Below are 22156 nucleotides of genomic sequence, written 5' to 3' on the forward strand. Positions count from 1 at the left end.
TCCAAAATCCCGATCCCAACTTTCGTTTCGTGTACTGTTCCAGGCCCGTGCACTGTCACGGGTCCTAAAGGACGCGTCCGGCCCGGACGCCCGTCGCGGCGCCGTCGGCCCAGACTGTTTCCCCACCCACAACAACGTGTGTGATGCCGGTGGACAGCTGCCAGGGCTCGCTGTAGGTGGAGTGGTCCGCGACTGTTTCCGGGTCAAAGACCGTCAGGTCCGCCACCTTTCCGACGCCGATGGTTCCGCGGTCCGTCAGGCCGGCCCGGCCGGCGGGCAGCGAGGTCATCTTGCGCACTGCCTCCTCCAGGGAAATGGTTCCGAGTTCCCGGACGTAGCGGCCCAGCACCCGGGTAAAGGTGCCGAAGCTGCGCGGGTGCGGTGTTCCCGCACCGGACTCCGTCATGATCCAGCCGTCGCTGGCGACTGAAACGAACGGATCCCGCAGTGCCTCCTCCACATCGGCGTCGGCCATTGCGTGATTAACGATCGCCACGGTCGCCCGGTGCTCCGCGAGAACATCCAGGGCCGCGTCTTCCGGGGAAAGTCCGGCTGCGGACGCGACGTCCGTCAGCGGGTGACCGATCCACGGCGAGTATTTCCCCTGCGGCATGCTGGCCAGGACGATTCCTGCCGGGTCGATTTCGCCTTCGAAGCGCTGTGCGAGCGCGGTGCTGATCCGCCGGCGTTCGTCCGGATCGGCGAGCCGGGCCAGCAGCGCCGGCCCGCCGCCGTCGAGGCTCCAGTCCGGAAGCCGTGAGTTGAGCGTGGTGCTGGAGGCGGTGTAGGGATACACGTCTGCCATGACGTCCAGGCCTTCAGCCCGGGCATCTGCCATCAGCTGCAGGGCTTCAGCGACTTTGCCGTGGTTCCGCGGACCCATGGCCTTGATGTGGGAGATTTCCAGCCGCACGCCGGTGGCCCGGGCGACGGCGATGGCTTCCGCCACGGCTTCGAGCAGGTGGTCCGTCTCATTGCGCATGTGGGTGGAGTACAGCATCCCGCAGTCGGCGGCTGTCTGCGCCAGCGCGGTGACCTCCTCGGTGCTGGCGTAGGAACACGGTGCGTAGATCAGCCCGGTGGAATAACCCTTCACCCCCTGGGCAGCAGCCTCGCGGAGCAGGTCCTGCATCTGCTCCAGTTCACCCGGCTTCGGTGCCCGCTGTTCGTCACCGATCACTGCCAGCCGGAGGGCGCTGTGGCCCACCTGCAGCGCGGCGTTGACGGCAGGCCGGGCAGCGGCCAGGCTGCCGGCAAAACCGGCGGCGTCCTGCCAGTCCCAGGGCAGCACGGGTTCGAGGAACGACGCCGCGCTCTTCAGTGCGTCTACATCCTTCAACGGAAACGGTGAGCTCCCGCAGTTGCCGGTCAGCAGGGTGGTGACGCCCTGGCTGATCTGGGTGAGGGCCTGCGGGTCGGTTCCCAGCGTGAAGTCCGCGTGCGAGTGCAGGTCAATGAAGCCGGGGGCCAGCACCTGCCCGCCGGCGTTGAGGACGGCGGCAGCCTGCAGGTCCGTATCGGAGACGGCGGCGATCCTGCCGCCGCGGATCCCGACGGCACCGCGCCGGGCCGGGGCTCCGGTGCCGTCGATGATGCGTGCGTTGTTGATGGCCAGGTCAAACGTGGTGGTCATGGGGTCCCTATCGAGTCTGGATGAAGAGCATGATGCCGTACATCAGGCAGGCCGGGATCAGCAGCATCCAGCCGGTGATCATCATGTTCTTCAGGTTTTGGGAGCGGGCCAGTCCCATCACGCCCACCATGTTGGCGTTGGGGAACGGACCGTAGGTGTCCGCCTTCGAGGCGAAGAGCAGGATGATGATCCAGCTCGCCGGGGTGATGCCGAGGCTGGTGCCCAGGGCGCCGAAGACCTTGTGCAGCAGGACCACCTGCGCGGCGGTGGCTCCCGGCACCCCTACCCAGCCGAGCAGGGCGATCAGCACGGCGAAGACGAAGGCGGAGCTGCCGGCCAGTCCCACCTCGAAGTATCCGAGGACGACGTCGAACGGGGCCAGCCTGTCGATGATGATGAACAGTGCCGCCAACAGCCAGAACAGGATGAACATGCTGACCATCGACGCTGCACCCTTGTACATCAGGGCCATGGTCTGGGTAATGCCCAGCCGTCCGGCGAGTCCGGTAGCGATGCCGATGAGGGGCAGGGCCAGCAGCGGGAAGGCGGTGCCCGCTGCCGTGACAATGGCATAGGCCACGCTGGCAGCCAGCACCAGGGCAAACACGATGGTGGTGAAGCCGGCCCGGGCCGGCACGGCGGCGTCTTCCACTCCGGCCTCGTCTGCCTGATAGTGGTCGCCCGTGTTTTCGGTGCGCCGCTGCATCCACTGGACGATGAACGGGCCCAGCGCCAGGGACAGCAGGGCCAGCGGTCCGGCACCGTAAAGCAGGTAGTCAAGGTAGCCGACGCCGGCCGCGGACATGATGGCGACGTTTGAGCCGGCGAACGGGGCCACGGCCAAGCCGGCGCAGCCGCCAATGAACATCATCGACGCCGTGGCGGAGCGGGTGAAGCCCAGCCGGGCGGCAATCGGCAGCAGGATCGGGGCAGCGATCGCCAGGGCCCCGGCAAGCGTACCCAGGCTGGCCACCAGCAGGCCGGTGGAGATCATCACCCCGAAAATCACGGCCACCGGGTTGTTCTCCCCGACCGCCCGCATGACTCCCCGGACGATCATGGTGGCCACACCGGTCTTCTTCAGCACCTCGCCAACACCGGCGCCCAGCATGATGATCAGACCGATCATGGTGACCAGGTCCGCCAGGGAGTCCCCCAGCAGGACACTGAATTCCACCGGGGTGGGGTGCAGGACCAGGACGCCGGAGAGGAGCGCCACGAGCGTGGCAACCACAATGTCCATGCCGAGCAGGCAGAGAACGGCGTACAGGGCAATGGGAAGCAGGCCCCACAGCGTGGGGGCTCCCGCAGTCAGGCCGCCCACCAGGGAAGCGAGCAGTCCCGCGGCCGCCAGTGACCAGAGGAGCCGCGTCCGTGCCGGTGTATTGCCGGTACCGGCGGAGGAGGCTGCGGCAGCGCGGGAGGTCTCCGGCCCGCTGCCGTCCTGCCCCGGCGGCGGTTCAACGTGTGTCTGCGTGTTCATCTGAACCCTTCGTCTTTGAACCGGACCGCGGGAAGTCTGTCCGCCGGGTCCGGTATTCCTGTTACGACGCTAAGTGGGATGCCCGGGGAAAAGATCAGTCTTAGGGGATGAGATTCCGCGTAAAACTGCGTGCCGATTAGTGCAGGGGCGGGTCTGGGCGGAAACTTATCCGGTGACACGTTCCACGCTCCAGACAACCGCACCGGCTCCCGGCGGTCCGCAGCGCCCCGGAATCCCGCCAGGGGAAACGGTGACAAAAATCCTGCTGGTGGAAGACCACCCCATTGTCCGGCTCGGTCTGCGGACCGTCCTGGAAGCGCAGCCGGACATGCAGATTACCGGCGAAACCTCATCGGAATCCCAGGCCCTGGCAGCCGTGAAGGCGGCCCGGCCCGACGTCGTTATTCTTCCCCTGCGGCTGGGCGGGGAGCTGCGCGGCGTGGAACTCTGCCGGGAGATCAAGAACGCTCCGGATGCTCCCCATGTCCTGATCTACACGTCCTACAATTCCCGGGAAGACGCCTCGTCCGCGTATCTCTCCGGTGCCGACAGTTTCCTGCACAAGGGCGAAAAGGCGAGCCGGCTGCTGGACACCGTGCGGGCGATTGCCGCCGGACGGCGGGTCTGGATCCTGGGCACAGAGAGCTCCGAACAGCTCGAAAGCCTGGAACAGCGGGTGCAGAAATCCCGGATCACTTCCCGCGAACGCGAAATCCTTGGCTTTATGCTGCAGCGTTTCACGAATGCGGAAATCGCCAACGAACTGTTCATTGAAATTCCCACGGTGAAGTCACATGTGAGCAGCATCCTGCAAAAACTCGGGCTCCGCAGCCGCCAGGACCTCTTCTAGGGAACGCAGCGGCGTTCCCCGGATCAGGCCTGCGACGCTGCCTCGAACACCCGGCGCCGTTCAATCACCGTGTGCGGATCCCATCCGGGACCGGGCACCGAAGACACCAGGAGCTGGGTGTAGGCATGCTGCGGCCGGTCCAGGACAGCCTGGGTTGGCCCCTCTTCCAGGACGGATCCGCGGTACATCACCAGGACGTCATCCGTAACCCGCCGGACCACGGCCAGGTCATGGCTGACGAACAGCAGCGCAATACCCGAGTCCTGTCGAATCTGGTTCAGCAGGTCCAGGATCTGGGCCTGAACTGAAACGTCCAGGGCCGATACTGCTTCGTCGAGTACCAGGACAGCCGGCTCCACGGCCAGTGCCCGGGCGATCGCCACCCGCTGGCGCTGCCCGCCGCTGAGCTGGTGCGGCTTCGACGCCGCGTGGCCGCTGCTCAGCCCCACCTGCTCCAGCAGGCCCTTGACCCGGCCCGGGAATTCAGCGGAGGTGCCCAGGCCGTGCAGCGCCATGGCCTGGCGGAGGCACTGCTCCACTGTCAGCCGGCGGTCCAGGGAACCATAGGGGTCCTGGAACACCATCTGAACGGCCCTCGCACGGGCGAGGCGTTCCCGCCGTCCACGCGGTTTGCCGGACAGATCCTGCCCCTGGATCGTCATCGTTCCCGCATCCGGCCGTTCCAGGCCCACAAGCATGCGGGCTACCGTGGTTTTTCCGGAGCCAGACTCCCCCACCAGCCCCAGGGATTGTCCCGCGGCGAGGACAAAACTCACGTTCTCCGCAGCGACAACCGGCGGCTCGTGACTGCCCATGCCAAAGCTCTTGTGCAGCCCCTGGGCCGCAAGCACCTGCTGGTTCATACCGAGTCCTCCTTCAGGGACGTGGGTTCGCTGAGCGAGGGGACCGCGGCCAGGAGCCGGCGGGTGTACTCGTGCCCCGCGGCACCGAACAAGTCGCTGCCGGCCAGTTCCTCGACAACGGATCCCTGGTACATCACGTAAACCCGGTCGCAGTAGGCAGCGGCGAGGTGCAGGTCATGAGTGATGAACAGGACCCCCAGTCCGCGCTTTTCCTGCAGGTCCCGCAGGATTGCCAGAACCTCGGCCTGGGTCGTTACGTCCAGGGCCGAGGTGGGTTCATCCGCAAGCAGCAGCTCCGGCTCAGTGGTCAGGGCGGCCGCGATCATCACCCGCTGCAGCATGCCGCCGGAGAGTTCATGCGGGTACTGCCGCATCCGCTTTTCCGGCTGCCGGATTCCGACGGCGTCCAGCAGGCCAAGCGCCTGCGCCGCCGCGGCCTTTCGGTCCCGGCCATGGACGTGCACCAGCCGTTCGGTCAGGGAGTCACCGATCCTCCGGACCGGGTTCAGGGCAGCGCGGGGATCCTGATGGATCATCGCGGCAGCAGCGGTCCGGACCCTGCGGACGTCCTCGGGTGAGCCGGGCAGTACCTGCGTTCCAGCCACCGAAATACGGCCGGCCACGCTGGCGGTGCCCGGGTACAGGCGCAGCACGGCCCGGGCTGTCGTGGACTTGCCCGAACCGGATTCACCCACCAGCCCCACGACCTCACCGGCCTTAACGCTCAGGCTGACCTGGTTCAAAATCCGTTTGCTGCCGATGGACAGATCGAGGTTCTCAATTTCCAGCAGCATTTCTATCCCTCAAACCTGGAGTTCAGGCGGTCGGCCAAACGCACGCCGACCACGTTAACAGCAACCACCACGGCAGCGATGGCCGCGCCCGGGACCAGCGTGGGCCAGAACTGGCCCTGGATAATTCCGGCCTGTCCCTGCTGGACCATCAGGCCCCACTCCGAGCTCGGCGGCTGTGCCCCAAAGCCCAGGAAGCTGAGTGTCGCCAGGCTCATGAGCCCCTCGCCGAAGAGCACCACCAGGTAACCCAGCAGCGGTGGTGCCAGGTTCGGCACGATATACCGGACGCAGAGCATCAAACCGCCTACGCCCTGCACGCGGTAGGCGTCAACATAGGGTTTGGCCATTTCCGCCAGGGCCAGGGAGCGGGTGAACTTGGCGATGACCGGCGCGTACGCCAGTGCCAGCGCGGCGATCGCCGTCAGCGGCCCCTTGCCGAACACGGCGATGACCAGCACCACGAACAACAGCCCCGGGAAGGCGAACATCACGTCGGTGATCCGGGCCAGCAGGACGTCGATCCAGCCCCCGTTCCACGCCGCGATGGTCCCGATCGCGACTCCGAGGATGGTGGCCAGCGTCAGAAGAACCAGCGGCCCGATCAGGGATTCCCGTGCACCGTGAACCACCCGGGACAGCAGGTCCTGCCCCACCTGGTCGGTCCCCAGCAGATGGGCGCTGCCGGGTGCCTGCCAGATCGCAGTGAAGTCCACCGCGCCCGGCGGATAGGGGGCGATCCACGGTGCCAGCACTGCCGCCAGCACCATCAGGGCGAGGAAACCGAGGCTGACCAGGTAGGGAAGGTCGGACTTCCGGGGCAGCGCCGGGGCAGGGGCGGTCGCTTGAACGGTGCTCATGCTTTTTTGTCCTTTGCCTTCAGCCGCGGATCGAGCAGGGGGTGGACCAGGTCAACCAGTGTGGTCACCACCATGTAGGTGATGACCATGTACAGCAGCACCGCCTGCACCACCGGGAAGTCATGTGTGTTGATCGCATCCACGAGCAGCTTGCCGACCCCGCTGATGCCGAACACGCTTTCGACGACGACGGTTCCGGCCAGCATGCTGGCCACAACCAGCGCGATCATGGTGAGGATGGGACCCCAGGAGTTGCGCAGGACATGCCGCACAACGACTTTGCTGCCGGACAGGCCGAAGCTGCGGGCAGCTTCGACATGGTCCAGCGAAAACTGCTCAACCATTGACTGGCGGGTAACGCGGCTGACGATTGCCACGGCTCCCACCGCGAGTGCGCTGGCGGGAAGGACCAGGTGGTGCAGCCGGTCCGCCAGCCCCTCCCCTGCTCCCGACACCGGGAACATCCCCAGCTGGACCGCGAAAACGGAGACCAGCACCAGTCCGATGACGAAGGAGGGCACGGATGAGGCGAACGTGGTCAGGGCGGTGATGGCCGAATCGGTCCGGCGGCCCTGCCGCAGGGCCGAGAGGATTCCCAGTCCAATGCCGGCCACGATGAAGAACACCGAGGAAAGGGCCACCAGGCCCAGCGTGGCCGGCAGCCGGCTGGCCATCAGCGCAGCCACCGGCTGGTGGTACTGGAAGGAGACCCCCAGATTCCCGGTGACTGCACTGGATGCCCAGAGCCAGTACTGCACCAGCAGCGGCTGGTCCAGGTTGTACTGGGCGCGTACTTCGGCGACCCGCTCCGGAGTGATGTTCTCCGGGTTGCCGATCAGGAAGGTCACGGGATCGCCGGGGGCCGCGTACATGGCCGCGAAGATGATGAAGGAGCTCACCACCAGGGTCACGGCCATGCCCGCCAATCGATAGGCTGTGCGTTTCATGGCCTACTTCTTGGTGCTGCCGATGTCGGCCGCCCACGGGTAGTACAGGAACGCAGCCGACGACGGTGCTCCCGTGACTGTGCCGGCGAGCGCGAGGGTGGTGGGTGTCTGGACAACCGGGACCCATACGGCTGCTTCGACCCACTGCTCCTGGAGTCCGATCGCCAGCGCGGCGCGCGCGGCGTCATCGGTGGTGGCCTGTGCTTCCTTGACGGCCTCGTCGTACCCCTCACCGGAGAACTGCACAAAGTTCACCTTGGCGGTTGAAGCACCGTTTTTGTAGAAGCCAACGGGGTCATTCTTGGAGATGTAGTACTCATCGGAGAACAGGTCGGCCTGGGCCCGCAGTTCGGCATCCGAATAGAAGTCCCCGTACTGCTGGCGGGGGATGGTGATGATTTCAGCCTTTAGGCCAATCGATTCCGCTGCTGCCACCACGGCGCTGGAGACCACGTTCCGGATCGAGTCGCCGCTGTTGGCAACGATGAGGGGTTCCGTCGGGGAGCCGGCCTCTTCCACGAGCTTCCGGGCCTGCGCCAGGTCATCCTCGGAGGGTGTGGCCGGAGCGCCGGCCAGTGCATCGTAGGCGTCAGAGAAGGTTTCACGCTCGTATCCCCAGGCGCCGGACCCAACCGGCGTCTTCCACGGCTGGGCCAGGCCGCCGAAAGCGGCGTCAGCGATTCCCTGCCGGTTCAGCGCCAGGGAAAGCGCCTGCCGGATCTTTTCGTCCTTGAGCAGACCACGCTCCGTTGCCATCAGCGACCACACATTGGTGGCAGGGCCCTGGGCAACCGTCACGTTTCCGCTCTTCTGCAGCGGAACGGCCGAGGCAGGGCTGTCCAGGTAGGCGCCCTGTGCGTCTCCGCTGGTCAGCGAATTAACGATCGCGTTTTCGTCGGCCCATTTGAAGGTGACGGAACCGGCCAGGGAGGCGTTTTCAGCGTCCCAGTAGTCCGCCGCCTTGGCCAGGGTCACGCTGGAACCGGAGGTCCAGCTTTCCAGCTGAAGCGGTCCTGAGCAGGCATCGGGGCTGGACGGCGTCCCGTAGGCCGCACCCTGTGCCTCCACGACCTTACGGTTCAGCACGATTCCGCCGTTGCCGGCCATCGCCTGCAGGAAGATCGCATCGCGCTGTTTGAGCGTCACGGTGATCTCGTTCTCACCGGTCTTGGCCATGTCCGTGACGTTCGCGTACTCATCGGACTCGTCAGCTCCCTCGGCCGCATGGCGCTGCATGCTCCAAAGCACGTCCTCCGCCGTCATGGCTGTTCCGTCGTGGAAGGTGACGTCCGGGCGGAGGGTGAACACCACGGTGGTGTCGCTGGTCCACTCTGCGGTCTCGGCAAGATGCGGCACGGTGGTCAGGTCAGGCTGCACCTGCATCAGGCGTTCGCAGACGTTGGAGAGGATGGTGTTCTCCGCCGTTCCGCTGTCGACGTCCAGATCAAAGGTTGCCGGTTCCTGCGGCAGCATCCAGGTAACGGACTCTGTTCCGGTGGCTGCCGCCGCGGTGGTCGGGCCGAAGGGAACGCCGGTTCCGGCGGGTTCCTCCGAGGCTGGCGCCCCGGCACAGCCGGAAAGTCCCAGGGCTAGAAGGACGGTGGCGCTGAGGACGGCTTGGCGCGGGCGGATCCGGGACGGTGAAACAAACGCATTCATTCGGTGATCTCCATCAGGGAAGGGGCGGTCATGGATTCGTGTGCGGACCCCGGGCCGTCAAAGACGTTCCAGGGCATCAGTTCGTAGCTGTGGTCACAGGGCGTCCCGTTGGTAACGAGGTACTCCCCGGTGGTGAGGTCCACACAGCTGGAGAGGATCGTGGACCACTGGCGGCTGGCCGGACGGCGGGTATCCGGGTGGGTGCAGACCGACTCGGGGAATCCGAGGTGATCGGACATCGCCGTGCGGATGAGTTTCCTGGCTTCCTCGGTGGAGGCGGCGCTGCGGACTTTTTCCAGGCCACGCTGGGCCTGGGGAACGCGGAAAAGGGAATCGACCGAGACCGGCCGGTAGCTCTCGGCGAGCTGCGGGGGGATAAAGGCCTGGTAGTGGTTCCCGTGTACCAGCAGCCCGTCCTGGGGGTACATCCATCCGTTTCGGCTGGGGGTTGTTTCCACGTCGATGGCGAACCCGGATGCGTGGGAGAGCACGGCATTGCTCGCGATGTGAGGTTTGGTGCGGAACAGCACGTTGAGCGCATCGGGAAGCTCCGCCTGGTTCAGCACCAGACGCCGGATGAACGTCTGGGGCAGCCCGACCCCTCCGCCGAAGCGCCCGCCAAGTCCGTTGGCGTTCAACGCAATGCCCGCTGAGTTGGCTCCCTGGCGGCCGATCTGGCCTGCCTCCGCCTGCATGATGACAGTTGGCAGCGGGTCCTGGACCACGCGCAGGATGACGGCGGTTTCCTGGGTGCCGTAGCGCCAGTCCCAGTTCTGCCCGACGTACATATGGCCGTCGCCCGCGGCCCCGTCGGTGAGGACGAACGTGGTGCAGCCGTCGACGTCGTCGCGCTCCTCCGGCACAGGGGCCGGCGGTGTCGCACCGGCGTCGTAAATGATCTCGCCGCGGACATTGAGCACCATGATGTCCAGGACATCCCTGCCGCTGCCTGCCGCGAGGCCTTCGACCTCCTGCATCAGGTCCGGGGCGGTGGAGGTGCACAGCTCAAGCCAGCCCCGGGCCTTGGCGCGCAGCTGGTCCCAGGTGAGTCCCGTCTGGGCTGCGAGGGCTTCGCTGTAGTAGCCGATCGAGCGGGTAATCAGGTCTTCCGCAGCGGTGCCGTACTGCCTGCCCCGTTCGAAGGGACTGCCCGAGACTTCAATAACCCGCAGTGCGGAGCGACTCATGTGTACTGCCTGCCTTCCGAACGGCACCTGCAAGCCGTTACAATGTGTTACAAAAATTGGACGATACGGGATGGACCGTTACTTGGATTCACATCTTGGAATGAATGATACACAGGCCGTGACGGAAGTAACAGAAGTTACAACCAACTCGGGGCTGACCCAGCTGCGCATGCGGGTCCGCAACCTCTGGGCGGATCTGTCGCGGGCCGAGCGCACTGTCGGCACTTTCCTGGCCAACTGCAGCCCCGAGCGGCTGCTGTACGCCAGCGCGCAGGAGCTGGGTGCGGACAGCGGCACCAGCAGCGCCACCGTGGTGCGGACGGTTCAGTCCCTGGGTTACGCGGGCCTGCAGGAACTCAAACGGGACATCGCCACAGTGTTTGGCTCCAGCGTGGCGCCTGAGGTCCGGCTGCAGCAGCGCATCGACCACATGGGTGCGGGGCTGGCCGACATCTCAGACCGCGTCTGGGCAGAGGCGTCAGACCGCATCGCCCTCGGGGCGCAGACGGCCCAGCTGGACAACCTCGCCGCCGCTGTGGAGCTTCTTATGCGCGGGGAGCTCATCCTGACCTACGGAATCGGTACGTCCGGAATCGCGGCCTCCAATCTGGCCCTTCGGCTCAACCGCATTGGACGCAGCGCGCGGGCCGTCGCCAATGACGGATTCCGGCTGGCGGACGATCTCCTGCAGCTGCGCGGCAAGGACGTGGTGGTGGTCTTCGCCCCTGGGCGGGTGACGCGGGACGCGGAAGTGCTGATGCAGCGTGCTGCCACCGTCGGCGCGGCCGCCATCCTGGTGACCGACGAGCCGGACTCCCGCCTGGGTGCCCGCGCGAGCGTGCTTCTGCTGGCACCCCACACGCCCACCGGCATGACCAGCGAGGCGCTGCTTTCCATCATTGTCAGCGACATTCTGGTGCAGGCACTGGCCTCCGTGGACCGGGAACTCGCCGTGGAATCCTCCCACCAGCTCACGAACCTGCGCGAGGAACTTGGCTATTAGGGACGCTCCGGGCACCGTCTTCAATCCGGCTGCGGGCGTTCACATCCGTCCGCAGGCTGTGTAACCTCGGGTGCACCGCAGCCAAAGCTGGCCCCTGATCAAAGGAGATCACCCGTGCCCAACCTCGCCGGAATCCTGACCGACACCGCTGCCCGCGTACCCGGAAACACCGCCCTGAAACTCGATGACACAGTGATCAGCTATTCGATGCTGAACGCGATGAGTTCCAAGGTGGCCGGCCTCCTGCGCGCCCGCGGCGTGCAGCGCGGGGACCGGGTGGCACTCATGATGCCCAACATCCCCCCGATGGCATCGGTCTATTACGGGGTGCTGCGCTACGGAGCCGTCGTCGTACCGATGAATCCCCTGCTCAAGACCCGCGAGGTGGCCTACACGCTGCAGGATTCCGGTGCGGCCCTGCTGTTTGCCTTTGAACTGATGCTTCCGGAAGCCTCTGCGGGGGCCGGGGAAGCCGGCGGGGTGGACGTGATCCCGGTTAACGCGGGCAGCTTCCGGCAGCTGCTGGCGGACACCGACGCGGACGACGCGGTGGCGGAAGTCGACGGCGGGGACGTCGCCGTCGTGCTCTACACCTCCGGCACCACCGGCCGGCCCAAGGGTGCGGCACTGACGCACAACAACCTGCGCAGCAACGCCGAGGTGGCCCGGGATCTGCTGGGCATCAAGGAATCGGACGTGATCTTCGGCGGCCTGCCTTTCTTCCACGTCTTCGGGCAGACCGCCGCCCTGAACGCGGCCGTGTTGGCCGGCGCCGCCATCAGCCTGCTCCCCCGGTTCGACGCCGGGCAGGCACTGGACATCATCGAGCGTGACGCGGTGACGCTCTTTGAGGGGGTGCCCACCATGTATATCGGCATGCTGCGCCACCCGGCTGTGGCAACCAGGAACCTCGCCTCCCTGCGCCAGGCCATTACCGGCGGAGCAGCGATGCCGCTGGAGGTCCTCCGGGAGTTTGAGGAGGTGTTTGGCGCGGAGCTGCTGGAAGGCTACGGCCTGTCCGAGACCTCTCCGATTGTGTCCTTCAACCTTCCCGGCGGCGAGCGCCGTCCCGGCTCCATCGGCAGGCCCGTCTACGGGATGGAGGTGCGGATGCTCGACGACGCGGGCCACGACGTGCCGATCGGCAGCATCGGTGAGCTCTCGGTCCGCGGACTCGGCGTGATGAAGGAGTACTGGAACAATCCCGAGGCAACGGCTGCTGCCATTCCGGATGGCTGGTTCCGCACCGGTGACCTCGCCCGGTTCGATGAGGAGGGCAACATCTACATCGTCGACCGGAAGAAGGACATGATCCTGCGCGGCGGCTACAACGTGTATCCGCGCGAGGTGGAGGAGATCCTGTACGAACATCCCGCGGTTGCGGAGGCCGCCGTCGTCGGGGTGCCGGATGAGCTCAACGGCGAGGAAGTTGCTGCCGTCATCGGGCTCAAGGAGGAGGCGGTTCCGCAGGACGACGCCGGCCGGGAGGCGCTGGCTGCCGAAATCCTGGAGTTTGCCAAGGACCGCCTGGCAGCGTACAAATACCCCCGCCGGATTGTGTTCACCGGCGAGCTGCCCAAGGGACCGACCGGCAAGATCCTCAAACGCGAAATCCAGGTAGAGCCGACACAACCGGTACAGCCAGTTCAGCCGGTACAGCCAGCCCGGCAGGGAGCCGGTGAAGCGCAGGCGGACGCCCTGGACGCCTAGGCTCCTGCCGGACGCATCCCGGACCCTAGCGGCCGACCTTCCCCATCAGCCCGGCGACTGGACGGAGGAACACCGGCCGGGCAGCAACCCAGGCCACCACCATCAGGACCACCGAGGCCGCGAAGAACCAGAATCCGGTCCAGCCGGTCCCGTCTGAGGCCGCGTACATGTGGTTCAGGTTCCGCAGCGCGCCGGTAGTGAGCACCAGCGTGACGTGGACGATGATGAACAGCACAAAAAAGAGCATCACGGGGAAGTGCACTGCCCGGGCAGTTTCGATGCGGAAGTAGCGGTTGATCCGGGATTTGGCCGGCCAGGACGGAGACATCCGCAGTCCGGAGATGATGGCCAGCGGGGCGGCAATAAACACGACCGCGAAGTAGGAGAGCAGCTGCAGGCTGTTGTAGTTCACCCAGCCGTTCTCCGTCGGCCACTCCAGCGACGCGTACTGCAGTGCGGTGGAGGCGGCGTTGGGGAACACATCCCAGCTGGTGGGCACCAGCCGCATCCAGTGGCCGGTGGCGAAAATCAGGACGTAGAAGATCAGACCGTTCAGGACCCAGAGGACGTCCAGGCTGAGGTGGAACCACAGATCCAGGCTCATCTTCTTCGGCTGGTTCCGGGTGCGGATCAGCCCCTTGTTGTTCCGGGTCCACGACCCCACCGGCCGCTGGCGGGTCCGGATCAGCCAGCCGGAGCGCACAATCAGCAGGATGAGCAGCGAATTGAGGAAATGCTGCCACCCGACCCAGGCCGGTATCCCCACCGGAGCACCGCCCGGCAGAGCAGAGGACCCCGGGTACTGGGCGAGGAAGTCCTGCAGTGCGGGGGTGTCCCGGAGCCAGCGGGCAGCCAGGACGACGCCGGCAAGGACCAGGAGCGCTGCGGGCACCATCCACACCAGCTTCAACCACCGGGACCGCGGCGCGGTTTTAGCTGCGCTGCGGCTCATGCGGTGCCTGCCGGCGTCGTCCGGCGCGTGGCTGCGCCGTTGCCGGCGGTTCCCCGCCGGATCCCAGCCATCCCAGCCATCCCAGCATGGTCAGTCTTCACGGTTCCCCCGTTGGTCTTTGAGCCGCTTTCGTTGCCGGTGAGCCTACCGGAAACGGAACCTAGGATCGCCGCCGGACGGATATTTGATCCGGCGCTGCGCCGGGCCCGGCTTCCGCTCCGACATCCGGCAGGTCCGTGTGCTTGTCCGACCGGACCAGGACCAGCCCGGTGACGATCAGGGCGCCGCCGAGCAGCTGGATGGTGCGGGGCAGTTCAGAGAGAAGCAGCCACGCCCACAGCACGGCAAAAAGCACTTCGGTGAGGGAGACGAAAGAGGCAATCCGCGGCCCGAGCGCGCGGGCGGCGATGATGCCGGTGACGTAGGCCAGCACGGTGGAAAGCAACACCAGGCCAATCAGCGGAACCCACCAGCGGGTCACCCAGCCGGCCAGTTCCACATCCGCCGTGCTGAAGCCGGTGGGCAGGAGTCCCGTCAGGCCGAGCAGCAGCATGGTTCCGGCACCAACCAGCAGCCCGCCGGTGGTCAGCACCAGGGGCGGAAGCGTGTCATTCTGCTTGGCGGTAATAAAGAAGTACATCGCCAAGCAGACGGCGGCTGCCAGGCCCCACGCGACGCCGAGGGGATCAACCCGCAGGTCACCACCCAGGTCAAGCACCAGGACCAGCCCGACGACGGCGGCCGCGGCACCGAGGATGGTGGCGGTCCCGGGGCGGCGGCGGCTGCGGAACCACATCCACAGCACCATCAGCACCGGCGCCAGGAATTCCAGCAGCAGGGCCACGCCGACGGAGAGGCGTTCCACGGCATTGAAGTAGAAAAACTGGCAACCGGCAACGCCCACCAGGCCGAACAGCCCAATGGTCTTCCAGTTCTGCCGGACCTGGTACCAGCGGCCGTGAAGCGCGATGAGGGCCGGGACCAGCAGTACCAGGGCGGCTCCGCCCATGCGGAAGGCGACGGCGGTGGCGGGCGTCCAGCCGGCCTCCATCAGCGACTTGGCGAACGATCCGGAGAGGCCAAAGACGGCGGATGAAAGGAGGGCGATCAGGATCCCGGACGCACCGGCCGCCGCAGCGGGCGGGAGCGGACGTGCCGCGGATGTGGACTTTTCCATGACGGACCTTTCGAGGAAGACGGCCCGCCCCCATGGACAGTGTCACGAGCAGTGTCACGAGCAGTGTCACGAGCAGTGTCACGAGCAGATCAAAAGCTTGTCACGAGCTAAATGGGCCTATGCTTGTGACACTAAGGTGGTCTATGTCAGGAGTCAAGATGGTTTTCACTTATGACACTGAAGTGGCACTGGCCAGTGCTGCGGCTCTTGTGAACACTGCTTCCGAGGACCCCGATCCGCTCTCCGGTGACGCCGGCCTTACCCGGTTCCTGGACCAGGAGGGCTTCTCCGGGTCCCGGACCCACACCGCCGCGGAGCTGAAGGCGGTGCTCCGGCTCCGCGAAACCCTGCGGGACCTTTGGGCTGCCGGCGAAGAAGCCCTGGTTGAAGGCATCAACCGGCTCCTGCGCACCTCCCGCGCGCTGCCCCAGCTGGTCCGGCATGACGGCTGGGACTGGCACCTGCACTGCACTCCCCCGGAGGCTGCCCTGGCTGACCGGATGGCGACGGAGGCAGCCATGGCGCTTGCCGACGTCGTCCGCGCACGGGAACTGGAACGGCTTCGGGTGTGTGCGGCTTCCGACTGCAGCGATGTGCTCATTGACCTCTCCCGCAACCGCTCCCGCAGATACTGCGGAACAGGAAACTGCGGCAACCGCGAAAACGTCCGGGCGTACCGTCTTCGGCAGTCCTCTTCCCTGATGGACACAAAGTAACCTTACGAATTGCCAGAAGCGCATTTACCCGCTAAGCTCCGGGCAGTTCCGGGACCCTTCTATGTCTCCGGAATGCCAACTAAGTCTCGGATTCCCGGCGCTGGTCCAGCAAGACGCACGCCCCGGGCAGCATGAGCGTGGCTCACGTCTGATGGGGGTATTCAATGAGGAGAACGTCACTAGTACGGTCCGGTCCGGCACGCGCCGTGGCCGTCACCGCCGCCCTGGTGGTCGGAGGCGCCTTGATCGGTGTGCCGGCCCAGGCTGCACCCGGCGCCGGCGATCAAAAGGAGCCGGCTGCATCCCGGCTGGCCACAGCTCCGGAGACTGCAGGAACCGCGGAAACCGCCGGGGCCCTGCCCCCCGGTCTCGCCGAAGCACTGCAGCGGGACCTCGGCCTCACCGAGGAACAGTTCCGCGAATCCGGTGAACTCGGCCAGCGTGCCGCCGCCGCACTGCCGCGGCTCCAAACCACCGAGGGCTTCACCGGACTGGCCCTGGAAGACGGGGAAATCGTCGTCTACGGATCCGGTACGGCACTGGAAGCACTGGCCAAGGAGCTGGGCGCCCGGCTCGAGGCACCGGCGGCCACGGAAAAGCCAGCCGAAGAAAAACCTGACGCCGAGCAGGCTGTGGATGGCAGCAGCACTCCTGCCTCCCCCGCTCCCACCGGGACCCCGGCCCCTTCAACCGAGCCCGCACCTAAGCCTTCCAATGAAGCGTCAGCCACAGCAACCACTGAAGCGACCCGCACCGCAACCGACCTGACTGCCCTGGCTCGCGACTACATTGCCAGCGTGGGTGTGGAAGGACTCCAGTCCATCAGCCTTGGCCCTGACGGCTTCACGATCAACGTCGAAAACCCGGAGGCTCCCGCCGCAGCCTCGGCGCGGACGCTGCAGGGCCCGGCTGCCTCCACGCCGGAGGAATTCGCTGACGACTACACCAACGTCAAGACTGAAGCATCCGGAAGCGGAGCCGGCGTCGCCCTGGAGAACGTCTACGGCGGCCAGGGCTACGCCATAGATACCGGACAGGGCTACAACGCCTGCTCCGTCGGCTTCAACGGCTGGACCCCGGCCGGCGAACCGGCCGTCATCTCGGCCGGGCACTGCACGGGCGACGGCACCGCCAAGAATACCTACGTGGCACCGCCCTCCAAGGCGCTGGGCACCTTCGGCACCTCGGTCTTCGGCGGACCGGGCAACACCCCCTCAAGCCCGGAGGCCCCTAACGTCGGCACCGACGTTAGCGTGATTGACGGTATCAACAGTGACCTGGACCTGGTTCCGGAAGTCACGCACTGGACCGCGGGCGGACTCTCAGAGACCACAACCCGGATCACCGGCGTCGGCACAGCCGTCGCCGGGCTGCCGGTCTGCCGCTCCGGGATGACGACCGGGTGGCACTGCGGGACGGTCGACAGGCTCTCGGTCTTCTTGGTCGGCGGCCGCAATATGGCTACCGACCCCAACGACGTTCGTGCCGTCCTGGGCTTCGAGTCCACATTGTTCGCCCAGCCCGGCGACTCCGGTGGACCGGTCATTGCCGGCAGCACCGCATTGGGCCTGGTCAGCGGAGGGTTCGATAAGGACGAAGACGGTGTCATTGAAACCGTCGGCGCCGCGGATCTGACATCCGCCCTCTCCGTCACCGGCGGCTACACCGTGGCCCTGTATCTCGCGGCACCGGAACTCAACATCAAAAATGGCCAGACGGTGGAAACCGATCAGGTGCTGACCGGCACCGCGCCGGCCGGCTCAACCGTCAAGGTCACCGTGAACGGCGGCACCAGCGACATACCGGCAGCTGCAGACGGCACCTGGTCCATGAAGGTTCCCCGCACCGTCGCCGACGGAGCTACCGCCAAAATCACTGCCACTGCAGTGGTCGGCTTCAACAAGTCGGAGACCACCACGTACTCCGTGACGGTCAAGCACTCTGCGCTGGCCGGTCCGGTCCTGACCAGCCCCGCTGACGGGGCGTCCGTGGTGAACGAGCTGCGGACGATCGAAGGGCTCGCCGATCCTGAGGCGACCGTAACCCTGGAGGTCGCTCCCGCGGCTGCCGGGGAGGGCGCAGCCGAAGCACGGGCACTGGCAGCCACCGACCCGCAGGTTGTGACGGCTAAGGCTGACGCAGAGGGAGCCTTCTCGGTCCAGTTGGACGAGGCGCTGTCCCAAGGTGCGTACTCGGTGTCAGCCAGTCAGGACGGCGTCACAGGGAAGGCCGCTTCTCCGGTGGTCACCACGTCCTTCAGCGTGATCTACCCGGCTCCGGCCATCACGTCTCTGCGCAACGGTGAAGTGTTCACCGAAGCCACCGCTCCGGAGACCATCTCCGGCACCGGTGTTCCGGGTGCAACACTCACGTTGACCGTAGGTGACGCTGATCCCGTGGCCGCGGTGGACGCAGACGGCAACTGGACCGTGGAACTGGGAACCTGGGCCGCCGGTGAGTACGTTGTCACCGCCACCCAGGAACTCGACGGCATCGGATCAGCAGAGGCGGCTGTGACCATCAGCGTCACGGCACTCCAGGTTGCCGGCGTGGCCAACCCGAATCCGGCCGGCAAGCTTCCCAGCACGGGAGCAGGCGGCACCACCGCACTGCTTTCCGCCGCAGGAATCCTGCTTCTGGGCGGAGCAGCAGGCGTAGGCATCAGCCGCCGACGCCGCAGCAGCTCCCGCTAGCCCGCTAGCCCGCTGGCAGAACGGTCCGGGATCCGCCCTGATGCGGAACCCGGACCGTTTTCCGTCTGGCACGATCACCAGCGCAGGCAAATACTGGCACGGGGCCGCTGCAGGCGAGCCCCTGCGGGGTTGGAGAATCACACACGGAGGACGGTATGCCGGACCTGGTAGAGACCAACGAGATCCTCAAGGCGCTCCTCGGCGCTGCGTATACCGATGCCTGGGTCGCTGACGGCCGTCTGCACGTGGCGGTTACGGACACGTCCTTCTTTGAGGCCATCCGCGCCGCCGGAGCCATCCCGGTGGAGGCAGCCTTCTCCGCGGCGGACCTGCAGGCAGCACTGCGCTTTGTCCACCAAACCGGAGCCGCGGCGGGCACGGAGTTCCATAGCCTCAGTTCCAGCGGACAAACCGGCATCACTGCCCGCGTACCCGCGGATCAGGTCGAGCGGCTCCGTTCAGCGCTGGCCACTGCGACTCCCCTGGCCACTGGGGGGCCGCCCGGCAAGGTGCCCCTAACGGTTGCCGTATCCACGGGAGTGGGGACACCGCTGGACCCAAACAGCGCCTGACTGCCCCGATTCGGCCAGCCCGGGGCGCGGCAGCGGAGCCTCCGCTCTTAGACTGATGGGGTCGAGCAGTACGGCATTCCGCCTGCCTCCAGGAGAGCGTATGGAGCAGAAACTGCGTTCCGCCCTGTCCCCCCGCACCGCCTGGATCCTGATCGGGGTGTGCATCGTCTTCTGGACAGTCTCGGCGTTCGGGCTGCTTCAACTGCCCGCAGATGCCCCGTCGCTGCTGATGTTCTTCTGGTTGTATCTGAATGCCCTCGCGGCCCTGGCCAGCGCCGTGACCGTAGCGGCAGCGGTTGCGGCGTTGGTGCTGCACCGCCGGGTTTCGCTGCGCCTGGAACCGGAAAGCGCTGGCGGGACACCGCCGTCGGCTCTGGACTCCGCGGAGGAAACGGACCTGTTCCGGCTGCTCAGTGAGAAGCCGCCAGAGGCACCCGGCGCACTCTCTCCAGGACCGGCCGCGCAGGAACCGCCGATGCGGGAAGAGACCACCAGCAGGCCGTCTCGAAAGAAGCGCAGAAGGCGCTAGCTGGGCTGGCCGGTCCGGTTAGCCCCGGCAGATCCTATGACTTGTCGGCGGGAGGGTCTGCGGGACCCCCGGCAGCATCGGACCCGGGGGATGGTGCTGCGGGCGGCGTGTTGGCGGCCTGGGCATCGGTGGCAGCAGTCTTCGCACCGGGTGCTCCAACACTGCCGGCGCCGCCGGGGATTTTGGCGGAGGCGCGGTGAATGCCGGACCCCTCGCTGAGGTGGTCCGGATTCGGCTTCTCCGTCATCAGCAGCAGCGAGGAAATCAGCAGCGAGGCAATAAACGCGATGCCTGCTGCGGTGAGGCCCAGATCAAGCCGCAGTTCCTTGGTTGCTCCGCCGGTGGCGAAGATCATGGTGGCGATGCCGGCAATGATGGCCAGGACTGCGGAGAAAACCAGCGGGGCTTTCACGGAATTCCGTTTCTGCGGCCCACCGGGCTGGCTCTTCGCCACTATCTGTCCTCCTGCGTTGTCGATTGGGCGGACTTCTACCTCAGGTAGAAGCCGCGGTCAGTTCTAGTTTACGGCCTTCGAGGCTTCCTCGCTGTCCCGGGCCAGGCTGGCGTCATGGCGCAGCCCCAGGCCGGAGATCGCGAGAATAACCGCGGTGATGATGGCTGCTCCGCCACTGACACCGATCAGGGCCTGAACGTGGCCGGCTTCGGGCAGGCCCAGGAAGACCGGCATCAGCACGCCGGCCCCGATGCCCACCACCCCGGTGATCAGCCAGTCACGGGCCGGGACGAACAGTTTCCGGGCGCGGAACCAGAGCACGAGCTCGATGGCCCCGCCAATGAGCAGGGCGGCGCCGGCAGTGAAGGCAAAGACCTCCGCTGACTGGATAACCGCCACCAGGACGCCGGCCACGGCATAGACGGCGGCGGCGGCCAGCAGTGCGGCCGGGACCATGGCAGCCCCGGAGGCCTTGGCCAGAGCGGACATCCGCCAGACGCTGACTCCGGTCAGCACCAGGTAGACGCCACCGGCGAGGGCGAGGACCGCCACTGTTGGTTCCTGCCAGAAAATGCTCACCGCTCCGTACACCGCCGCAATGACGGAACGCAGCAGAATAGGGACCCAAGGTGCCTTGGGGTGGGATACGCCCACGGTTGGCCTCCGCTTTCAGGTTGCTTGGCGGCCGGTCCGGCCGATCCTTAGCTTAGTCCTTCCGGTTCCCGGGTGCCGCACCGGTGCGCATCCAGGCGTCGCCGCGGGCCCGCCAGGCGAGGGTGATGGCCCGCGCTGACATGTAGCCGAGCCCAAAAGCGGCCCACAGCCACGCGATTCCGGTGCCGCCTTCGAGTCCGGAAATGTGGACCCACCACAGCAGCGGCAGATAGGCCAGCAGGTTCACGACGCCGGTGAGCGCCAGGTACTTCGCATCGCCGGCACCGATCAGCACACCGTCCAGCACAAACACCAGGCCACAGACCGGCTGCGCAGCGGCCAGAACCCACAGGCCAGCCGTCAGTGCCTGCTGCACACCTGGGTCGGGCGTGAAGATCCAGCCCACAAACGGCGCCGCCGCAGCCAGCAGCACGCCGGTGATCACACCAAAACCGATGCCCCACCGGGACATCGTCCGGGTCAGGTCACGGACGGTCCGCCGGTTCCCGGCGCCCAGCTCCTTGCCGATCATGGCCTGCGCGGCGATGGCGAGCGCATCGAGCGCGAAGGCCAGGAACGTAAAGAACGTCATAACCAGCTGATGGGCAGCCAGGGACACCGGCCCCTGGGACGTGGCGACGAAAACGGCGGCAAGCACCGCGATCCGCAGGCTCAGGGTGCGCAGCATCAGCCAGGACCCGACATGGAGGCTGGCGAGGATGCCGGAGACCGCAGGACGCAGCGGCACCCGTTCCCGCCGGGCCATCCGCGCAACCATGATCAGATAGACCGCAGCCATGCCCCACTGGCTGATGCTGGTTCCCAATGCCGCGCCGGCGACCGAGAGGTCCAGTCCGTAGACGAGCAGGAAGTTCAGGCCGATGTTAACGCTGAACCCGGCCACGGCGACTGCCAGCGGGGTTTTGGTGTCCTGGAGGCCCCGCAGCACGCCGGTGGCGGCCAGCACCACCAGCATCGCGGTCAGACCGGGTGCGGACCAGCGCAGGTAGTCCACGGCATAGCGCTGCACTTCTCCTTCGGCGCCCATCACTCCGGTCAGCCAGGGGGCCAGGAGGATGGCTGCAGCGGAGAGCACGATGCCCAGCAGGACTGCCAGGGCGATGCCGTCGCGTCCGGCCGCAACGGCGTCGCTGTGGCGGTTCCCGCCCAGGTACCGCGCCACGGTGCCGGTGGTCGAATAGGCCAGGAACACCATCAGCCCGACGGCGGTCTGCAGGACCGTGGACGCCAGGCCCACACCGGCCAGCTGGTTCACGCCCAGATGCCCCACGATCGCGGCGTCGGCAAGCAGGAACAGCGGTTCGGCGATCAGCGCCCCAAGGGCAGGGAGGGCGAGGGCAAGGATCTGCCGGCCGAGGCCGCGGTTCGCAGCGGGAGTCCTGGTTTTCACTCCTCTAGCGTA

20 protein-coding genes are annotated in these 22156 nt (G+C 66.5%); 7 read left to right on the forward strand and 13 right to left on the reverse strand.

The window, feature by feature from the left end:
* Nucleotides 1-64: 64 nt before the first annotated feature.
* Together ArtHe_RS14495 and ArtHe_RS14500 are read right to left on the reverse strand one after the other, a co-directional pair.
* Nucleotides 65-1633, reverse strand: a complete 1569-nt coding sequence (locus ArtHe_RS14495; RefSeq protein ID WP_248317599.1) for a D-aminoacylase — start codon at nucleotides 1631-1633, stop codon at nucleotides 65-67.
* 7 nt (nucleotides 1634-1640) lie between these two features.
* The gene (locus tag ArtHe_RS14500) at nucleotides 1641-3116 is read right to left on the reverse strand and encodes a Na+/H+ antiporter NhaC family protein (protein ID WP_248317601.1); all 1476 of its coding nucleotides are present in this window, start codon (nucleotides 3114-3116) and stop codon (nucleotides 1641-1643) included.
* Between the two features lie 250 nt (nucleotides 3117-3366).
* On the opposite strand from ArtHe_RS14500, the gene ArtHe_RS14505 reads away from it, so the two are divergent.
* On the forward strand, nucleotides 3367-3966 hold the full coding sequence (locus ArtHe_RS14505; protein WP_161599329.1) for a response regulator transcription factor: 600 nt from the start codon (nucleotides 3367-3369) through the stop codon (nucleotides 3964-3966).
* Between the two features lie 23 nt (nucleotides 3967-3989).
* Here the strand turns inward: ArtHe_RS14505 and ArtHe_RS14510 are convergent, their stop codons facing one another.
* The 6 genes from ArtHe_RS14510 to ArtHe_RS14535 are packed head-to-tail and all read right to left on the reverse strand — an operon-like array spanning nucleotide 3990 to nucleotide 10273.
* Nucleotides 3990-4829: an ATP-binding cassette domain-containing protein gene (locus ArtHe_RS14510; protein ID WP_248317603.1), complete on the reverse strand. Its 840-nt coding sequence runs from the start codon at nucleotides 4827-4829 to the stop codon at nucleotides 3990-3992.
* On the reverse strand, nucleotides 4826-5623 hold the full coding sequence (locus ArtHe_RS14515; protein ID WP_248317604.1) for an ABC transporter ATP-binding protein: 798 nt from the start codon (nucleotides 5621-5623) through the stop codon (nucleotides 4826-4828). Before ArtHe_RS14515 ends, ArtHe_RS14510 begins: the two co-directional genes overlap by 4 nt.
* 2 nt (nucleotides 5624-5625) lie before the next feature.
* Entirely contained in the window at nucleotides 5626-6480 is an 855-nt protein-coding gene (locus ArtHe_RS14520) for an ABC transporter permease (protein WP_248317605.1), read from the reverse strand.
* The gene (locus ArtHe_RS14525) at nucleotides 6477-7427 is read right to left on the reverse strand and encodes an ABC transporter permease (protein ID WP_248317606.1); all 951 of its coding nucleotides are present in this window, start codon (nucleotides 7425-7427) and stop codon (nucleotides 6477-6479) included. Before ArtHe_RS14525 ends, ArtHe_RS14520 begins: the two co-directional genes overlap by 4 nt.
* Nucleotides 7428-7430: 3 nt before the next feature.
* Entirely contained in the window at nucleotides 7431-9086 is a 1656-nt protein-coding gene (locus ArtHe_RS14530; RefSeq protein WP_248317607.1) for an ABC transporter substrate-binding protein, read from the reverse strand.
* Nucleotides 9083-10273 carry a C45 family peptidase gene (locus tag ArtHe_RS14535; protein ID WP_248317608.1) on the reverse strand — a complete coding sequence of 397 codons (1191 nt, stop codon included), beginning with the start codon at nucleotides 10271-10273 and terminating at the stop codon, nucleotides 9083-9085. The genes ArtHe_RS14530 and ArtHe_RS14535 overlap by 4 nt, the downstream gene beginning before the upstream one ends.
* Nucleotides 10274-10391: 118 nt before the next feature.
* Between ArtHe_RS14535 and ArtHe_RS14540 the strand changes: the two genes are divergently transcribed.
* On the forward strand, nucleotides 10392-11276 hold the full coding sequence (locus ArtHe_RS14540) for a MurR/RpiR family transcriptional regulator (RefSeq protein WP_246168370.1): 885 nt from the start codon (nucleotides 10392-10394) through the stop codon (nucleotides 11274-11276).
* 114 nt (nucleotides 11277-11390) lie between these two features.
* Nucleotides 11391-12986 carry a long-chain fatty acid--CoA ligase gene (locus ArtHe_RS14545; protein ID WP_248317609.1) on the forward strand — a complete coding sequence of 532 codons (1596 nt, stop codon included), beginning with the start codon at nucleotides 11391-11393 and terminating at the stop codon, nucleotides 12984-12986.
* A 25-nt stretch (nucleotides 12987-13011) separates the two neighbouring features.
* On the opposite strand, the gene ArtHe_RS14550 is transcribed toward ArtHe_RS14545, so the two are convergent.
* Nucleotides 13012-13938 (reverse strand): cytochrome b/b6 domain-containing protein, encoded by a 927-nt coding sequence (locus tag ArtHe_RS14550; protein WP_248317610.1) that lies wholly within the window; start codon nucleotides 13936-13938, stop codon nucleotides 13012-13014.
* A gap of 160 nt (nucleotides 13939-14098) precedes the next feature.
* The gene (locus ArtHe_RS14555; protein WP_174522134.1) at nucleotides 14099-15115 is read right to left on the reverse strand and encodes a DMT family transporter; all 1017 of its coding nucleotides are present in this window, start codon (nucleotides 15113-15115) and stop codon (nucleotides 14099-14101) included.
* Between the two features lie 158 nt (nucleotides 15116-15273).
* On the opposite strand from ArtHe_RS14555, the gene ArtHe_RS14560 reads away from it, so the two are divergent.
* From ArtHe_RS14560 to ArtHe_RS14575, 4 genes are all read left to right on the forward strand, one after another.
* Complete coding sequence (locus ArtHe_RS14560) at nucleotides 15274-15831, forward strand: CGNR zinc finger domain-containing protein (protein ID WP_066300314.1); 558 nt, start codon at nucleotides 15274-15276, stop codon at nucleotides 15829-15831.
* Nucleotides 15832-15995: 164 nt separating this feature from the next.
* The gene (locus ArtHe_RS14565) at nucleotides 15996-18524 is read left to right on the forward strand and encodes a trypsin-like serine protease (protein WP_248317611.1); all 2529 of its coding nucleotides are present in this window, start codon (nucleotides 15996-15998) and stop codon (nucleotides 18522-18524) included.
* Nucleotides 18525-18679: 155 nt separating this feature from the next.
* Nucleotides 18680-19096, forward strand: coding sequence for a hypothetical protein (locus ArtHe_RS14570; RefSeq protein WP_248317613.1), 417 nt, complete (start codon nucleotides 18680-18682; stop codon nucleotides 19094-19096).
* A gap of 100 nt (nucleotides 19097-19196) precedes the next feature.
* On the forward strand, nucleotides 19197-19625 hold the full coding sequence (locus ArtHe_RS14575; RefSeq protein ID WP_248317614.1) for a hypothetical protein: 429 nt from the start codon (nucleotides 19197-19199) through the stop codon (nucleotides 19623-19625).
* Between the two features lie 34 nt (nucleotides 19626-19659).
* On the opposite strand, the gene ArtHe_RS14580 is transcribed toward ArtHe_RS14575, so the two are convergent.
* The 3 genes from ArtHe_RS14580 to ArtHe_RS14590 form a co-directional block, all read right to left on the reverse strand.
* Nucleotides 19660-20079, reverse strand: a complete 420-nt coding sequence (locus tag ArtHe_RS14580) for a hypothetical protein (RefSeq protein WP_174522135.1) — start codon at nucleotides 20077-20079, stop codon at nucleotides 19660-19662.
* A 63-nt stretch (nucleotides 20080-20142) separates the two neighbouring features.
* Nucleotides 20143-20733 carry a hypothetical protein gene (locus ArtHe_RS14585; protein ID WP_066300336.1) on the reverse strand — a complete coding sequence of 197 codons (591 nt, stop codon included), beginning with the start codon at nucleotides 20731-20733 and terminating at the stop codon, nucleotides 20143-20145.
* A gap of 52 nt (nucleotides 20734-20785) precedes the next feature.
* Nucleotides 20786-22144, reverse strand: coding sequence for an MATE family efflux transporter (locus tag ArtHe_RS14590; protein ID WP_248317615.1), 1359 nt, complete (start codon nucleotides 22142-22144; stop codon nucleotides 20786-20788).
* Nucleotides 22145-22156 lie beyond the last annotated feature (12 nt).

This window comes from Arthrobacter sp. Helios, from assembly GCF_023167125.1.
Classification (GTDB): domain Bacteria; phylum Actinomycetota; class Actinomycetes; order Actinomycetales; family Micrococcaceae; genus Arthrobacter_B; species Arthrobacter_B luteolus.

Excerpts from the sequence above, each read along its gene's own strand:
- ArtHe_RS14495 (WP_248317599.1), bottom strand. The coding sequence starts at position 1,633 with ATGACCACCACGTTTGACCTGGCCATCAACAACGCACGCATCATCGAC.
- ArtHe_RS14500 (WP_248317601.1), bottom strand. The coding sequence starts at position 3,116 with ATGAACACGCAGACACACGTTGAACCGCCGCCGGGGCAGGACGGCAGC.
- ArtHe_RS14510 (WP_248317603.1), bottom strand. The coding sequence starts at position 4,829 with ATGAACCAGCAGGTGCTTGCGGCCCAGGGGCTGCACAAGAGCTTTGGC.
- ArtHe_RS14515 (WP_248317604.1), bottom strand. The coding sequence starts at position 5,623 with ATGCTGCTGGAAATTGAGAACCTCGATCTGTCCATCGGCAGCAAACGG.
- ArtHe_RS14520 (WP_248317605.1), bottom strand. The coding sequence starts at position 6,480 with ATGAGCACCGTTCAAGCGACCGCCCCTGCCCCGGCGCTGCCCCGGAAG.
- ArtHe_RS14525 (WP_248317606.1), bottom strand. The coding sequence starts at position 7,427 with ATGAAACGCACAGCCTATCGATTGGCGGGCATGGCCGTGACCCTGGTG.
- ArtHe_RS14530 (WP_248317607.1), bottom strand. The coding sequence starts at position 9,086 with ATGAATGCGTTTGTTTCACCGTCCCGGATCCGCCCGCGCCAAGCCGTC.
- ArtHe_RS14535 (WP_248317608.1), bottom strand. The coding sequence starts at position 10,273 with ATGAGTCGCTCCGCACTGCGGGTTATTGAAGTCTCGGGCAGTCCCTTC.
- ArtHe_RS14550 (WP_248317610.1), bottom strand. The coding sequence starts at position 13,938 with ATGAGCCGCAGCGCAGCTAAAACCGCGCCGCGGTCCCGGTGGTTGAAG.
- ArtHe_RS14555 (WP_174522134.1), bottom strand. The coding sequence starts at position 15,115 with ATGGAAAAGTCCACATCCGCGGCACGTCCGCTCCCGCCCGCTGCGGCG.
- ArtHe_RS14560 (WP_066300314.1), top strand. The coding sequence starts at position 15,274 with ATGGTTTTCACTTATGACACTGAAGTGGCACTGGCCAGTGCTGCGGCT.
- ArtHe_RS14565 (WP_248317611.1), top strand. The coding sequence starts at position 15,996 with ATGAGGAGAACGTCACTAGTACGGTCCGGTCCGGCACGCGCCGTGGCC.
- ArtHe_RS14570 (WP_248317613.1), top strand. The coding sequence starts at position 18,680 with ATGCCGGACCTGGTAGAGACCAACGAGATCCTCAAGGCGCTCCTCGGC.
- ArtHe_RS14575 (WP_248317614.1), top strand. The coding sequence starts at position 19,197 with ATGGAGCAGAAACTGCGTTCCGCCCTGTCCCCCCGCACCGCCTGGATC.